This window comes from Microbacterium sp. MMO-10 (assembly GCF_037148715.1).
In the GTDB taxonomy this organism is placed as follows: Bacteria; Actinomycetota; Actinomycetes; order Actinomycetales; family Microbacteriaceae; genus Microbacterium.
This window is the reverse complement of record NZ_JBBCSV010000001.1, coordinates 500,416-513,744: the sequence shown is the minus strand read 5'-3', so window position 1 is coordinate 513,744 and position 13,329 is coordinate 500,416. Positions and strand designations below refer to the sequence as shown.

The 13,329-nt window shown below is 70.6% G+C and carries 15 protein-coding genes; 11 read left to right on the top strand and 4 right to left on the bottom strand.

What is annotated here, in order from left to right:
* The first annotated feature begins 49 nt into the window (after positions 1-49).
* The 7 genes from WFJ17_RS02435 (at position 50) to rpsN (ending at position 5,449) form a co-directional block, all read left to right on the top strand.
* A complete protein-coding gene (locus WFJ17_RS02435) occupies positions 50-1,057 on the top strand; it encodes a permease (protein ID WP_285814213.1) in 1,008 nt (335 codons plus the stop codon).
* Entirely contained in the window at positions 1,050-1,937 is an 888-nt protein-coding gene (locus tag WFJ17_RS02430; protein WP_308220687.1) for a TIGR03943 family putative permease subunit, read from the top strand. The genes WFJ17_RS02435 and WFJ17_RS02430 overlap by 8 nt, the downstream gene beginning before the upstream one ends.
* Complete coding sequence (locus WFJ17_RS02425; protein ID WP_336647589.1) at positions 1,927-3,780, top strand: hypothetical protein; 1,854 nt, start codon at positions 1,927-1,929, stop codon at positions 3,778-3,780. The genes WFJ17_RS02430 and WFJ17_RS02425 overlap by 11 nt, the downstream gene beginning before the upstream one ends.
* Positions 3,780-4,592: a DNA-3-methyladenine glycosylase gene (locus WFJ17_RS02420; RefSeq protein ID WP_336647588.1), complete on the top strand. Its 813-nt coding sequence runs from the start codon at positions 3,780-3,782 to the stop codon at positions 4,590-4,592. Before WFJ17_RS02425 ends, WFJ17_RS02420 begins: the two co-directional genes overlap by 1 nt.
* Before the next feature lie 141 nt (positions 4,593-4,733).
* Positions 4,734-4,970, top strand: coding sequence for a 50S ribosomal protein L28 (gene rpmB / locus WFJ17_RS02415; RefSeq protein ID WP_045271470.1), 237 nt, complete (start codon positions 4,734-4,736; stop codon positions 4,968-4,970).
* A complete protein-coding gene (rpmG, locus tag WFJ17_RS02410) occupies positions 4,970-5,140 on the top strand; it encodes a 50S ribosomal protein L33 (RefSeq protein ID WP_045250846.1) in 171 nt (56 codons plus the stop codon). The genes rpmB and rpmG overlap by 1 nt, the downstream gene beginning before the upstream one ends.
* 3 nt (positions 5,141-5,143) lie before the next feature.
* Entirely contained in the window at positions 5,144-5,449 is a 306-nt protein-coding gene (rpsN, locus tag WFJ17_RS02405) for a 30S ribosomal protein S14 (protein WP_045250847.1), read from the top strand.
* A gap of 85 nt (positions 5,450-5,534) precedes the next feature.
* Here rpsN and WFJ17_RS02400 read toward each other — a convergent pair whose 3' ends face one another.
* Positions 5,535-6,446 carry an alpha/beta hydrolase gene (locus WFJ17_RS02400; RefSeq protein ID WP_336647587.1) on the bottom strand — a complete coding sequence of 304 codons (912 nt, stop codon included), beginning with the start codon at positions 6,444-6,446 and terminating at the stop codon, positions 5,535-5,537.
* 68 nt (positions 6,447-6,514) lie between these two features.
* Here WFJ17_RS02400 and WFJ17_RS02395 point away from each other — a divergent pair, with 68 nt between their 5' ends.
* The 3 genes from WFJ17_RS02395 (at position 6,515) to WFJ17_RS02385 (ending at position 10,046) form a co-directional block, all read left to right on the top strand.
* Positions 6,515-7,096: a TetR/AcrR family transcriptional regulator gene (locus WFJ17_RS02395; RefSeq protein ID WP_336647586.1), complete on the top strand. Its 582-nt coding sequence runs from the start codon at positions 6,515-6,517 to the stop codon at positions 7,094-7,096.
* Between the two features lie 354 nt (positions 7,097-7,450).
* Positions 7,451-7,738, top strand: coding sequence for an HU family DNA-binding protein (locus tag WFJ17_RS02390; RefSeq protein ID WP_045250850.1), 288 nt, complete (start codon positions 7,451-7,453; stop codon positions 7,736-7,738).
* 271 nt (positions 7,739-8,009) lie between these two features.
* Positions 8,010-10,046, top strand: a complete 2,037-nt coding sequence (locus WFJ17_RS02385) for a cytochrome c oxidase assembly protein (protein WP_336647787.1) — start codon at positions 8,010-8,012, stop codon at positions 10,044-10,046.
* Between the two features lie 15 nt (positions 10,047-10,061).
* Here the strand turns inward: WFJ17_RS02385 and WFJ17_RS02380 are convergent, their stop codons facing one another.
* Positions 10,062-11,180: a hypothetical protein gene (locus WFJ17_RS02380; RefSeq protein WP_292882730.1), complete on the bottom strand. Its 1,119-nt coding sequence runs from the start codon at positions 11,178-11,180 to the stop codon at positions 10,062-10,064.
* 130 nt (positions 11,181-11,310) lie between these two features.
* Between WFJ17_RS02380 and WFJ17_RS02375 the strand changes: the two genes are divergently transcribed.
* The gene (locus tag WFJ17_RS02375; protein WP_251443433.1) at positions 11,311-12,696 is read left to right on the top strand and encodes an ATP-dependent DNA helicase; all 1,386 of its coding nucleotides are present in this window, start codon (positions 11,311-11,313) and stop codon (positions 12,694-12,696) included.
* A 38-nt stretch (positions 12,697-12,734) separates the two neighbouring features.
* Here WFJ17_RS02375 and WFJ17_RS02370 read toward each other — a convergent pair whose 3' ends face one another.
* Positions 12,735-13,100 (bottom strand): type II toxin-antitoxin system death-on-curing family toxin, encoded by a 366-nt coding sequence (locus WFJ17_RS02370; protein ID WP_251443431.1) that lies wholly within the window; start codon positions 13,098-13,100, stop codon positions 12,735-12,737.
* Entirely contained in the window at positions 13,097-13,303 is a 207-nt protein-coding gene (locus WFJ17_RS02365) for a ribbon-helix-helix domain-containing protein (protein WP_251443428.1), read from the bottom strand. Before WFJ17_RS02365 ends, WFJ17_RS02370 begins: the two co-directional genes overlap by 4 nt.
* Positions 13,304-13,329 lie beyond the last annotated feature (26 nt).

The following is a 13,329-nucleotide window of genomic DNA, read 5'->3' as shown; positions in this document are numbered from 1 at the left end:
CGGCCGCCGCGCGACCGCCGCACGAGACGGGGCGGCGACCCCGCACGCCCTGCGCGCCGAACCGCCGCGGCTGACCGGGCGCACCGCTCTCATCGGCGCCGCGATCGGCGCGGTCGTGATCGGTGCGCTCATCGCGATCGACGCCCTCGCGCCGCACCTGTTCTCCGCACGGCTGCCGAACCGGCTGCAGGACGGACTGACGCTGTCGCTCAGCGTGCTCTTCGAGGCGCTGCCGTTCGTGATCCTGGGCGTGCTGCTGTCGATCGTCGTGCAGGTGTGGCTGCCCGCAGGGGTGATCGAGCGGGTGCTGCCGAAGCGCGGCTGGGCGCGGCGGGCGGTGCTGTCGCTGCTGGGCATGCTCATCCCGGTGTGCGAGTGCGGCAACGTGCCGTTCGCGCGCGGACTGATGATGCGGGGTCTCGGGCCGGCCGAGGCTCTGACCTTCCTCATCGCCGCGCCGATCGTCAACCCGATCGTCATCCTCACCACCCATGCGGCGTTCGGCTTCGACGGCGGCATCCTCGTGGCCCGCCTCGTCGGCGGTTACCTCGTCGCGAACCTCATCGGCTGGATCTACAGCCGGCATCCGGATCCCGATGCGCTGCTCACCGAGCGGTTCCGCGACACCTGCGAGGTCGTCGTGCACGAGCAGGGATCCGGGATCCGTCGCAGCCTCGCGCAGTTCCTCATCGAGCTGCGGGCCGTGATGCCCGCACTGATCATCGGATCCGCCCTCGCCGGTGCCGTGCAGGTGCTGGTGCCGCGCGACGTGCTGCTCGCGATCGGATCCAACCCGCTGCTCTCGGTCGTCGCGATGATCGCGCTCGCCATCTCGGTGGCGATCTGCTCGAACGTCGACTCGTTCTTCGCGCTGTCCTTCGCCTCCACGTTCTCGCCCGGCGCGATCGTCGCGTTCCTGCTGGTAGGACCGCTGGTCGACATCAAGATGATGGCGCTGCTGCGCACGACGTTCACCGCGCGCACCCTCGCCGGGATCGTCGGCATCGTGATCCTGTTCGGCTTCGCACTGGGGATCGGGGTGAACGTCTTTGCCTGACACGACGACCGCCACCCGCCGGCAGACGCATGCGCCCCGCGCCGTCGACGCTCACGACCACGCCGCAGAGGCCGCAGGGTCGCGCGCGCGGGCGCTGGGCACCCGCTGGCTGGGCGCCGGACTCGCCGCGGCGCTGGCCGTGGCCACGCTCGCCCTCGCGGCGACCGGCCGCCTCACCCTCTACATCAGCCCAGAGACGGTCTGGTTCGCCGTCGCCGCGGCGATCGTCACGCTCGTCGGAGCGGTCTGGTCGTGCGCGCTGCCCCTCGGCGCCGAGCAGGAGCACGGGCACGACCACGGCAGCCACGACCACGGCGGTCACGACCACGGTCACGCTCAGGATCATGCGCGACCGTCGGCACGCCGGGTCGTCGGCGCGGTCGCGGGTGCGACGGGAGGCGTGATCGCGACGGGCGTCGTCGCCGGCGCCCTGCTGCTGCCGCCCGCGTCGCTCTCGGTCGACATGGCGATGCAGCGCGCCCCGATGGGCAATGTGCTGTTCGCGGGCGCCGACGATGTGGCGCTCGGCGCCAACACCGACACCAGCACCTTCGGCATCGGCGGATGGGCGAGCGTGTTCGCGACCGGATCCCGGCCCGAGAAGTACGACGGCTCGTCGGTCACGCTCACCGGATTCCTCACGCCCAGCGGATCCGCGAAGGATCAGGCGCATCTGACGCGCATGGTCATCTCGCACTGCGTGCTCGACGCGCAGCCCGCCTCGGTGCCGGTGCAGATCACCGGCTGGCAGGGCCAGTACGCTGTGGGCGACTGGGTGCAGGTCAAGGGGACCGTCCGCGCGAGCGCCGACGGGAAGCTCTCGATCGTGCCGGCCAGCGTGTCGAAGATCCCGGAGCCGAAGGACCCCTATGAGCACTGACGACGCGGATCGTCCCCTCACCCGCGCCGAGCTGCGTGCCCGCCGCGAGGCCGAGGAGGCGGCCTCGGTCGCCCCTGCCTCCGCGGACTCGGATCCCGCGTCGGGCGAGGACGCCGAAGGCGACCGAGGCGAGACGTCGTCCTCTGCGGGCATGCCGCGTCCCGACGCGCCGTCGGCTCTCCCGACGACTTCGGAAGCGCCCGAGGCGCCCGCTTCGCTGGAACCGGTGCCGGCGGCTTCGGTCACCCCTGACGACACGCCGGTCATCGATCCCCGCGACATGCCCGCCTCGCCGGCGCCGCTGCCGGAACCCGCCCCTGCCGTGCCGCCCGTCCCCGTGCCGCCCGCTCCGGTCGACGTCTCCGCCGGCCCCGATCTCGGCCGCTCGGCTGACGATGCCGCGGACGGCCCCGGATCGGATCCGCGTTTCGAGCCGCCGGCGTGGGAGCCCCATCCCACCCCCGAGCCGGTCAGGTCGCGCCGCCGATTCCCGCTGATCCTCGGCGCCGTGATCGGCGTCCTCGTGCTCGTCGTCGCCGGATTCGGCGTGATCACCCTGCTGCAGGGCCCGCGGGTCAGCAGCGTGAAGGTCGACGCGCAGGCCGCGATCGACGCCTCCGGGACCCGGATGATCATCACCGCCAGCCAGCCGCTCGCGAAGGTCGCGGCCTCGCAGGTGTCGGTCAGCCCGGCCACGCCGTTCACCGTCGACACCTCGGGGCGCAACGTCGGCGTGCGCTTCACGGTGCCGCTCGACGACGACACGAACTACACGGTGACGGTGAAGGACGCGACCGGCACGGACAAGCAGCGCCGCGGCACGTTGCAGGCCACCTTCCAGACGCCGAAGTCGACGATCTTCCTGCTGCAGCGCAATCCCGACGGCGACGACACGATCTTCCACACCGATCTCGGCGGCAAGAACGCCGTCCCGATCGTGCAGCATGAGAAGATCGACGACTTCCGTGCCACCGCCGACCACCTCGTGGTCGCCACCGAGAAGGACGGCATCTCGGCGCTGCTCGTGATGGACCGCCAGGGCAAGAACGAGCGGGAGCTGAAGCTCCCGGGACCCGGGTTCCTCTCCTCCCTGCAGGTGTCGGAGCGCGGCAACCTCGTCGGCTACACCTTCACCGACAAGGGCGTGAGCGCGACCAGCGGGCGGGCGAGCGTCCTCGTCACGCAGTCGCTCACCGGCGACGGCGAGCCGCGGATCGTGTCCCTCGCCGACAAGCAGCCGAGCGTGGGGCAGTGGGCGTTCGTGCCCGACTCCTCCTCGGCGCTGTTCATCGACTTCACCGGCGCCCTGTACGTCGAGGACCGCGCGGACGCGAAGGCCGCCCCGACCGCCCTCGGCGCCGCTCAGACGATCGAGGGCATCACCCGCGGCACCTACACCGCGATCGTCAGCCGCGGCGCCGATCTCATCGAGCTGAACCTGGCCGACGGATCCGAGAAGCCGCTCGCCGCCTCGACGCCCGACTTCGGCGTGCCAGGCACGATCGCTCCGTTCCCCGGAGGGACGCTGCGCCAGGTCGCCACCCGCGACGAGAGCGGTCTGCCGACCGGGCAGATCGTGACCCGCGTCGCCGACGACGGCAAGGCGACCAAGCTGTTCAGCGTGACCGGATCCGACGCGATCATGCAGGCCTGCCCGTCGCCGAGCGGCCAGTACAGCGCGATCGTGGTGGCTCCAAAGCTCGTGAACAACCCCTACGACCAGTCGCTGCTGCCGCTGCCGACCACGATGCAGACGCACATCGTCGACACGAGGACCGGCAAGGAGCTCGTGGTGCTCGCCGGCTTCGACCCGTCGTGGTGCGCCCAGGCGCCGCACCGGTGATGAGCGGCGCCGGTCAGCCGCCGGCCGGCGAGGGCCTGCGCCGGGCTCGTCGGGACGACCTGCTCGCGCTGCCGCTCGAGGTCGCGCCGCGGCTGCTGGGCGCACGGCTGCGCACGGTCGTCGGCGGCGCGGAGGTGATTCTGCGGATCACCGAGGTCGAGGCGTACCACGGCCAGGGCGTGGGCGACCGGCACGATCCCGGCTCGCATGCGCGCATGGGCCGCACCGCCCGCAACGCGACGATGTGGGCAGAGCCCGGGCATCTGTACGTGTACCTCAGCCACGGCATCCACTCGTGCGTGAACGTGGTCTGCGGCCCGGAGGGCGTCGCGGGCGGAATCCTGCTGCGCGCCGGCGAGGTCGAATCCGGCGTGGCTGTGGCGGCGATGCGCCGCTCTGCCGGAACACAACGCAGGAGAAACCCGGATCCGGATCCCGGATCCGACGTCCTCACCGCGGATTCTCCTGCGTCATGGTCTGGATCGGCGAGAGACCTCGCCCGCGGACCGGGACGGTTCGGCCAGGCCTCCGGTCTGCGGCACCCGCAGCATGACGGCATCGATGCCGTCACGGGCGCCGAGCGGGCCGGCGCGCGCGCCGAGCTGTGGCTGGGCCGGCCACTCGCCGAGGTCGCGTCCGGGCCCCGGGTGGGGGTCGCGGGCGTCGCCGGTACCGACGCGTTCCCTTGGCGGTTCTGGATCCCGGGGGATCCGACGGTCTCGCCGTTCCGGTGGGGCCGGGGTGCGGCGGAGGCCCATCGCGCCGCCGAGGCGCTGCGGTCGACGACACGCCCGGGGTCGGATCCGTGCTAGAGTAGCTCTTTGTCTGCGCACACTCCTGTGCGCAGTTCGTATGCCTCCCTCCCTGCGGCCGGTCGATCGGCGAGGGGAGAGGTGTGCAGACAAGGGATCTTGGGTGGGGCCGTCCGGCCTCACGGTAGAGAAGGAGTCATCATGGCAGCAGTGTGCCAGGTGACCGGAGCAGTTCCCGGTTTCGGTCACAACATCTCGCACTCGCACCGTCGGACGAAGCGCCGCTTCGACCCGAACGTGCAGAAGAAGACCTATTTCGTTCCGTCGCTCGGTCGCAAGATCACGCTGAACGTGTCCGCCAAGGGCATCAAGGTGATCGACGCCCGGGGCATCGAGAAGGTTGTCGCGGACCTCCAGGCGAAGGGTGTGAAGCTCTAATGGCCAAGAAGGCACAGGACATCCGTCCGATCATCAAGCTGCGTTCGACCGCGGGCACGGGGTACACCTACGTGACCAAGAAGAACCGTCGCAACACCCCCGACCGCCTCGTGCTGAAGAAGTACGACCCGGTGGTTCGCAAGCACGTCGAATTCCGAGAGGAGCGTTGATCCATGGCTAAGAAGAGCAAGATCGCGCGCAACGAGCAGCGCAAGGTCGTCGTCGAGCGTTACGCCGAGCGTCGTGCCGAGCTGAAGAAGACCCTGGTCGACCCGAACGCGACCGACGAGGCCCGCGAGGCCGCCCGCGTCGGCCTGCAGAAGCTGCCGCGCAACGCGTCGCCCGCGCGCGTGCGTTCGCGCGACGCCATCGACGGCCGCCCCCGCGGTGTCCTCACGAAGTTCGGCATCTCGCGTGTCCGCTTCCGTGACATGGCGCACCGTGGCGAGCTGCCCGGCGTGACCAAGTCGAGCTGGTAAGTCTTACCGGCCCCTGAGTTCATCGGGGGACGCAAGGGGCGGGGATCTTCGGATCCCCGCCCCTTCTGCGTGCCCGGAGGCGTTGTCATTCCGCGGACGCCGCCGCGGACTGGGGGATCTGATGCGCGGTCGCCCACTCCAGGGTCTCGTCCGCGATCTGCTCCCAGCCGTCCTGGCTCACCAGCCGGTGGGTGCGGCCCGGGTACTCCCGGTACTCGACGACCGCGGGGCTGCCGCCGGAGCGGTACTTCTTCACGATGGCCCGGCCGATGGCCGGCGGCACGACGTGGTCGATCTCGCCGGTGATGACCAGCAGCGGGGCGCGGTCGATGCGGCTGTAGTCCACATGGGTGACACCGCCCTTCTCGTCGAGCACGGACGAGACGCCCTCGAAGAAGACGCGGTTGTACGAGTTGACCGCGTACTCCTGCCACAGCCGGTCGGATTCCGCGCGGGGCAGGTCGTTGCCGAACGTGAAGTGGAAGTGGCTCTTCGACAGGGGCTTCGCTCCGTTGCGCCCGAACGGGTTGGCGAGGATCGGGAAGCCCGTCCGCAGTGTCGACAGGGGCAGCGTGGTGATGCCGGCGGTCTGTCCCGGCGCGACGCCGACATAGGCGGCGCCGAGGCCGCGGTCGGCGAGCATCTGGGTGATGACGCCGCCGAACGAGTGCCCGATGATGATCGGCTTCCCGGGGAGGGTGCGGATGATGCCCTCGTAGTGGTCGACGATCTGCTTCAGTCCCACGCCCTTGAGGGCTTCGGGGTTCTCGCGGATGTCCTCCACGTCGCGGTCGTCGATGCCGGGCCAGCCGGGGACGATGACCTCGTGGCCGGCGTCACGGAAGCGCTGCACCCAGGTGTCCCAGCTCTTGGGCGTCATCCACAGGCCGTGGATGAGGACGATCGGGGTCTTGGTCGAGGCGGTCATGTCGTGCTCCTTGGGTGAGGTGGTGCTCTGGTGTTCTGCCGGATCCGCGTCCGCGGTGGTGTTGTTCATGGTAGACCGAACGTTCTATCTACACCAGAGTATTCCCGTATGGCACGATGAGAGGGGAAGGGACATCCATGACGACGACCACAGCGGCGGTCCGATCCGGGTCGGCGCGGCAGCGGCTGCTCGACGCGGCGACCGACCTCTTCTACCGCGAGGGCATCCACTCCGTCGGCGTGGACCGGATCATCGAGGAGGCGGGTGTCACGCGCGCCACGATGTACAAGCAGTTCGCCGGCAAGGAGGGGCTGGTCCTCGCCTACCTCCAGGGGGAGGACGAGGGGCTGCGCGGCCTGTTCGCGCAGGCGACGCAGGCCTCGGATGACCCCGATGTGCTGCTCGACCTCGTCGTGGACGGGATCGCGCTCGACATCCGCGATCGTCACACGCGCGGCTGCCCGTTCATCAACGCCGCCGCGGAATATCCCGACGAGGGCCCGGTGCGCGACCTGATCGCCGCGCACCGCGAGTGGTTCCGGGAGACGCTGCGCCAGTTGGCGGAGGATGCCCGGCTCCGCGATCCCGAAGCCGTCGCGGCCTCTCTCGTGCTGCTGCGCGACGCCGCGCTCGTCGGCGGGTACCTGGACGGCCAGGACCGGGTCGCCCCGGCCTTCTCCCGCACCGCCCGGGATCTCATCGCCGCGCACCGCGCCTGATCTCCGCGGGCGACGGACGGACCCCTCGTCGCCCGCCCCGCATGCCGGTGGCAGCGCCGTCGCGAGCACGACGCAGGAGATTCGGGGCATCCATCGGCGATCTGCGCCGAACCCTGCGGGATCTCCTGCGTTGTGTTCAGAGGAGGGGGCTGAGCTCGGTCGAGAGTGCCCACGCCTGTGACGGGAGTGACTGGTGAGGCGCGACACGCCGCCGCAAAACGTCAAAACCCGCGAAATGACGCGGAAATCCAGGGTTTGGTTGATACATTCAAGGCGGTCGTTCGACCAACGGGGGGCATCCGCCCATCCGGAACTCTGATACGAAGCGACGGGATCCCGTCGCTGGAGGATGAAATGGCTGACAAGTCCATCACCAAGACCGAGCTCGTCGCGAGCATCGCCAGCGCCACCGGCCAGAGCCAGGCTGCGGTCTCCGGCGTTCTCGACGCCCTGTTCGCCACGGTCTCGGACGCTGTTGCCAAGGGCAGCAAGGTCTCGATCCCGGGCTGGATCTCGTTCGAGCAGGTCGCGACCGCCGCTCGCACGGGCCGCAACCCGCAGACCGGCGCCGAGATCAAGATCCCGGCCGGCAAGCGCGTCAAGGTGACCGCCGGTTCCAAGCTCAAGGCTGCCGTCAAGTAATCCGGCTCCGCCTCGCAAGGCCGTCCCTTCGGGGGCGGCCTTCTGCGTGTCCGGACGGGTCGCGATCTCGGGGCGGGCCGATCCCGTCGGCGGAGTCACGGGGCGCGAACGGCGTGCGCCCGGGACGCCGGATCCGGACGGCCCGCACAGGAGACGCGCCTAGGCTGGAGGGGTGAATCGCCCCTCCACCGGGGTCCGCCCCCAGGCCGGGACGGGCGCCGACCGCACCGCCCTGCCCGCCGGATCCTCGACCCTGCGGATCGCGGGGCCTGTGATCCTCGTGGGCGCGGCGGTCCTCGCCGTTCTCGCCGGACTCGCCTTCGGCGGGGGTGCGGCGCCGAACCTCCTCCTCGACCCCGGTCCCGTGGTGCGCTGGGGGCTGCCGGTCGTCAAGGCGCTCAGCAACCTGGGCGCGGCGGCGATGCTCGGCTCGCTCGTGCTCGCCCTCTTCGCGCTGCGCAGCGGGGCGCGGTCCTTCGAGATCGCGCTCGACACCGCCTCGATCGGCGCCGCGGTCTACACCGTCGCCAGCGCCGTCGCCGGCCTCTTCACCTTCCTGCAGACCCTCGGCGTCAAGCTGAGCGCCGGCCCCGAGTTCGGCGCGCAGCTGGGGCGGTTCCTGCTCGAGCTGCCCCTGGGACAGGCGTGGCTGATGACCGTGCTCGCGGGCGCCGTGATCACGATCGCCGCGTTCGCGTTCCGAGGCTGGACCGCGACCCTGCTCACGGCGATCCTCGCCGCCGCATCGTTCATCCCGCTCGCCACGCAGGGGCACGCCGGCGACCTCAGCGGTCACGACGCCGCCGTGAACTCGCTGCTGCTGCACACGGTCGGCGCGGCCGTCTGGATCGGCGGCCTCGTTCTGCTCATCGTGCTGCGCGGATCCCGCAGTGAGCTGAGCGACCCCGCGGTCGCCGCGCCCGCAGCCGACGCGCCCGCGGCCCAGACGCCGAAGCCGGGGAGGAAGGGCAAGGCGCCGCGGGGCGGCCTCACCTTCGCAGCGGTCGTGCGCCGCTACTCCTCGCTCGCCCTGGTCGCCTACATCGTGGTGGCGGTGTCCGGCGTCGCGCGATCGATCGTCGCGGTGGGCGACTGGGCGGGCATGCTCACGCCCTACGGCGGCCTCATCGTGGCGAAGGCGGTCGTGCTGATCCTGCTCGGCGCGCTCGGCGCCCGCTATCGCACGCGTCTCATCCCGAAACTCGAGACGAACGGATCCGGCCCGTTCTGGACCCTGGTCCTGCTCGAGCTCGCGTTGATGGGCATCGCCTCCGGACTCGCCGCCGCGCTGTCGCGCACCCCGCCGCCGGCCGGCCTCGAGGCCCCGGCCGTGCGCACGCCGGCCGAGATCCTCACCGGAGCAGCCCTGCCGCCCGAGCTCACCCCCGTGCGCTGGCTGACGATGTGGAACCTCGATCTCATCTGGGCCGTCGCCGCGGCGCTCGGCGTCGCGCTGTACCTGCTGGGGGTGCGCCGGCTGCGCAAGCGCGGAGACGCCTGGCCCGTCCACCGCACGGTGTTCTGGATTCTCGGCATGGTGGCCCTCGTCTGGGTCACCGGCGGCGCGATCAACGCGTACCAGGAGTACCTGTTCAGCGTGCACATGCTCGGGCACATGATGCTGTCGATGGCGATCCCGCTGCTGCTCGTGTCCGGAGCCCCGGTCACCCTCGCGCTGCGCGCGATCGACAAGCGCGACGACGGCACGCGCGGCGGACGGGAATGGATCCTGTGGGCCGTGCACTCCCCGTTCTCGCGGGTGGTCACGAACCCGTTCGTGGCGGCGGCGATCTTCGTGCTCTCCCTGTGGGCGTTCTACTTCACCGATCTCGTGCGCTGGGCCATGACCGACCACATCGGGCATGAGTGGATGACCGCGCACTTCCTCATCTCGGGCTACCTCTTCGTGCTCAGCCTCATCGGGGTGGATCCGGTGCCGCGGCGGCTTCCCTACGCGGGGCGGCTCATCACGCTCATCGCCGTGATGGCTACGCACGCCTTCTTCGGCATGGCGATCATGATGCAGTCGGGGCTGATGGTCGCGGAATGGTTCGGGGCGATGGGACGCACCTGGGGTGCGACTCCGCTGCAGGACCAGTACGTCGGCGGCGGCGTCGCCTGGTCGGTGGGGGAGATCCCCACCCTGATCCTGGCGATCACGGTCGCCATCCAGTGGAGCCGCAGCGACGCTAAGGTGCAGAAGCGCCAGGACCGGGCGGCGGACCGCAGCGGCGACGCCGAACTGGCGGAGTACAACGCGCGGCTCGCTGCGCTGGCCGAGAAGGATCGCCGGTCCGCCACCCGGTGACGCGACCGAGGGGAGTCAGCCTTCGGATCCGGGCGGGTTGGCGGACTGCTCCGGCGAGGTGATGCTGATCGAGGCGGATCCGTCCGGCAGGAACCGGATCGTGCCGTCCACCTGGAACGGCACGTCCTCGTCGACGTGCGAGACGCTGCCGTCGTAGAGCGACTTCACGTCGAGCGTCACGTGCGCGGTGGCGGAGGTCGGAGGGATCCGCCAGCCGTCGGCGTCCGCCTCCAGCGCCACCACCGGATCGGCCACCATGCTCCAGACAGGGCCGGCGGTGACGCGGTTCGACACGGTGAGGCCGAACGGGCACCCCGTGGGCTGCAGCACGGTCTGGGTCGTGCACTGGTCGAGGAACTCGTTGACCCGCTGCTGCACGACCTTCACGAATCCGTCCGTGGGCTTCGCCTGCACGTCCAGGGGCACGTCGGCCAGCGGTTTGTCCGCCAGCACGCCCAGCCCGGGCGCCGTGGCGGTCGACGTCTTCACCGACACCGAGTACAGGCCGGGGGAGAAGACGAGCATCGGCACCGCGTCGCGCGCCGAGGAATCTGCGCCGTTCGCCGCGATCTGCCGGCGGTCGAGCTCGAAGCCGTTGACCGAGAACCGGTCGGACCCGCGCACGGTGAGCGAGATGACGGCGAGCGGGCTCTGGGCGAACCGCCACGACGGCGCGACGCCGATCCAGCCCTCCCGTGCGATCAGGAAGGTGCTGGTGCCGGCGTGGCCGCCGGCCTTGTACTGCACGGTGACAGCGGTCGATTCGCCCTGCGGATGCTCGTCGGTGACGACGACGTCGGTGAGGGACCCCAGCGCGGCCTGGCGCAGGAGGGCGTCCGATGCGGAGCGGAACGTGCTGCTGTCGAGATCGCCGTGCCCGATCGCGACGCCGGGCAGGCGCAGCGCGTCGGCGGCGCGCCCCTCCGAGAGCAGCGTGAGGTAGCGGGTGACGAACGCCGAGGGGCTGTAGAACTCCCGGTAGACAGTGAGCCCGCCGGCTGCGAGCGCCGCCACGAGCACGACGCCGACCACGGCGAGCAGTGTGAGGTCGGACCAGAGGGGGGCACGACGACGCGCCGTCCGCGCCCGGCGCGACCGCACGCCTGGCGCCAGCACCCCCGCCGACTGCACCATGTGCGCAAGTCTACGAAAGCCCTCCTGCGCGAACCCCGGGAGGCTCGCCCCGCATCGGTCGGCTTCTCCGGGAATGCGAGGCTGCGGGCGCCCGGTCCGACCGGCCCGCAGCGGGTAGACTCCGAGGACCGTGAGCACGCCGAACCTCTCCGCCGAACAGGAAGAACTGTTCCGGCTGATCGAGGACACCCGGGAGCACGTCTTCATCACGGGCCGTGCCGGCACCGGCAAGTCGACGCTGCTGCAGCACTTCGCCTACAACACGCAGAAGCAGATCGCCGTGTGCGCCCCGACCGGCGTGGCCGCGCTGAACGTCGAGGGGCAGACGATCCACTCGCTGTTCCGGCTGCCGATCGGCCTCATCGCCGACAGCGAGATCGACCAGTCGGACGCCACTCGCAAGATCCTCAACGCGATCGACACGCTCGTGATCGACGAGGTGTCGATGGTCAACGCGGATCTGATGGACGCGATCGACCGTTCGCTGCGCCAGGCCCGCGGCCGCCGCGCCGAGGCGTTCGGCGGGGTGCAGGTGGTGATGTTCGGGGATCCGTACCAGCTGGCGCCCGTGCCCCCGCGCGGCGACGAGCTGCGCTACATCCAGGACCACTACCGCTCGTTCTGGTTCTTCGACGCGAAGGTGTGGACCGGCGGCGAGGCCACCGACGGGCTGCTCGACATCGGCACGCACGGCGCGACGCTGCACGTGCGCGAGCTCGTGCACATCCACCGGCAGTCCGACGCCGGCTTCAAGGCGATGCTGAACGCCGTGCGCTACGGCCGGGTGACCGCGGAGATCGCCGGGGCCCTCAACGACGCGGGCGCACGGACGCCCCCGGATCCGGCCCCGGGCGAGATCCCGATCATCACGCTCGCGACGCGCAACGACATCGTGAACGGCATCAACGCCCGCCATCTCGCCGCCCTCCCCGGCAAGGTGCAGAAGGCGCGGGCCGACATCTCCGGCGACTTCGGCCGGGGCGAGGCGAACTACCCGGCCGATCAGGAGCTGCAGCTCAAGGAGGGCGCGCAGGTGATGTTCCTGCGCAACGACATCTCGGCGATGCCGGAGCCGCCGCGCTGGGTGAACGGCACGATCGGGACGGTCGTGCGCATCCTCGGCGACGCCGTGCGCGTGGAGATCGACGGCGAGGAGGTCGACGTCGAGCCGGCCGTCTGGGAGCGGTACCGCTACATCTACAACCCCGGCACGAAGACTCTCTCCCGGGAGGTGGTCGCCGAGTTCACCCAGTTCCCGCTGCGGCTCGCCTGGGCGGTCACGATCCACAAGTCGCAGGGCAAGACCTACGATCGGGCGGTCGTGGATCTCGGATCCGGTGCGTTCGCCCCGGGGCAGACCTACGTCGCGCTGTCGCGGCTGACCTCGCTCGAGGGGCTGTATCTCTCCCGTCCGCTGCGCCCCCGCGACATCCGCGTCGACGAGGACGTGCGTCGCTTCATGCGCGCCGCCTGGGAGGCCCGTCAGGGCGACTCCACGCCGCAGGTCGGGTCCTAGTCGCGCACCCGGTGTGACCTCGCGGGGACGATCCCAGTTCAGCGACGCACGTGAGCCGCGAGGATCTCGGCGATCTCGGGGAGGCCGAGACGGCTTTGCGCCGTGTCGACCACGAGGTCGAACGCGGTATCGGTGTCCATGTCGATCCGGATGCCGTTGAGCTCGAGGAAGGTCAGCGTGAGGATCCACGAGAAGCGCTTGTTGCCGTCGTAGAGCGGAGGATTCTGAGCGAGGGACGACATCAGCGCGGCGGCCTTGACCTCGATCTCCGGGTACGCCTCGACGCCGAACATCGAGCTCGCGGGTCGCGCGAGGGCGGAGGACAGCAGCCCGATGTCGCGGATCTTCAGATCCAGCGCGTCGAGGATACCGGCGGCCTGAGGGAGCTCGACATATCGGATCACGCGTCCTCGAGTTTCGTGATCAGCTCGGCGTAGCGGTCCGCGACCCCGAGCGCGATCGACACGGCCTGGGTGGTCGTGACCTCTTCGCGCACGAACCTGTCGGCTGCCTCGATGAGCAGCGCGTGCTTGGAGGTGTGCCGCTGCGCGGCGAGTTCGCCCAGCTGCGCGTCCAGCTCCGCGGGCATCCTCACCGTCATCGCCATACCAGAATGGTATCACCGACACCGTC

Bases quoted from the DNA above. Each gene is read 5' to 3' on its own strand.
- WFJ17_RS02420 (WP_336647588.1), top strand. From the start codon at position 3,780: ATGAGCGGCGCCGGTCAGCCGCCGGCCGGCGAGGGCCTGCGCCGGGCT.
- WFJ17_RS02395 (WP_336647586.1), top strand. From the start codon at position 6,515: ATGACGACGACCACAGCGGCGGTCCGATCCGGGTCGGCGCGGCAGCGG.
- WFJ17_RS02380 (WP_292882730.1), bottom strand. From the start codon at position 11,180: ATGGTGCAGTCGGCGGGGGTGCTGGCGCCAGGCGTGCGGTCGCGCCGG.
- WFJ17_RS02390 (WP_045250850.1), top strand. From the start codon at position 7,451: ATGGCTGACAAGTCCATCACCAAGACCGAGCTCGTCGCGAGCATCGCC.
- WFJ17_RS02400 (WP_336647587.1), bottom strand. From the start codon at position 6,446: ATGAACAACACCACCGCGGACGCGGATCCGGCAGAACACCAGAGCACC.
- WFJ17_RS02365 (WP_251443428.1), bottom strand. From the start codon at position 13,303: ATGGCGATGACGGTGAGGATGCCCGCGGAGCTGGACGCGCAGCTGGGC.
- rpsN (WP_045250847.1), top strand. From the start codon at position 5,144: ATGGCTAAGAAGAGCAAGATCGCGCGCAACGAGCAGCGCAAGGTCGTC.
- rpmG (WP_045250846.1), top strand. From the start codon at position 4,970: ATGGCCAAGAAGGCACAGGACATCCGTCCGATCATCAAGCTGCGTTCG.
- rpmB (WP_045271470.1), top strand. From the start codon at position 4,734: ATGGCAGCAGTGTGCCAGGTGACCGGAGCAGTTCCCGGTTTCGGTCAC.
- WFJ17_RS02425 (WP_336647589.1), top strand. From the start codon at position 1,927: ATGAGCACTGACGACGCGGATCGTCCCCTCACCCGCGCCGAGCTGCGT.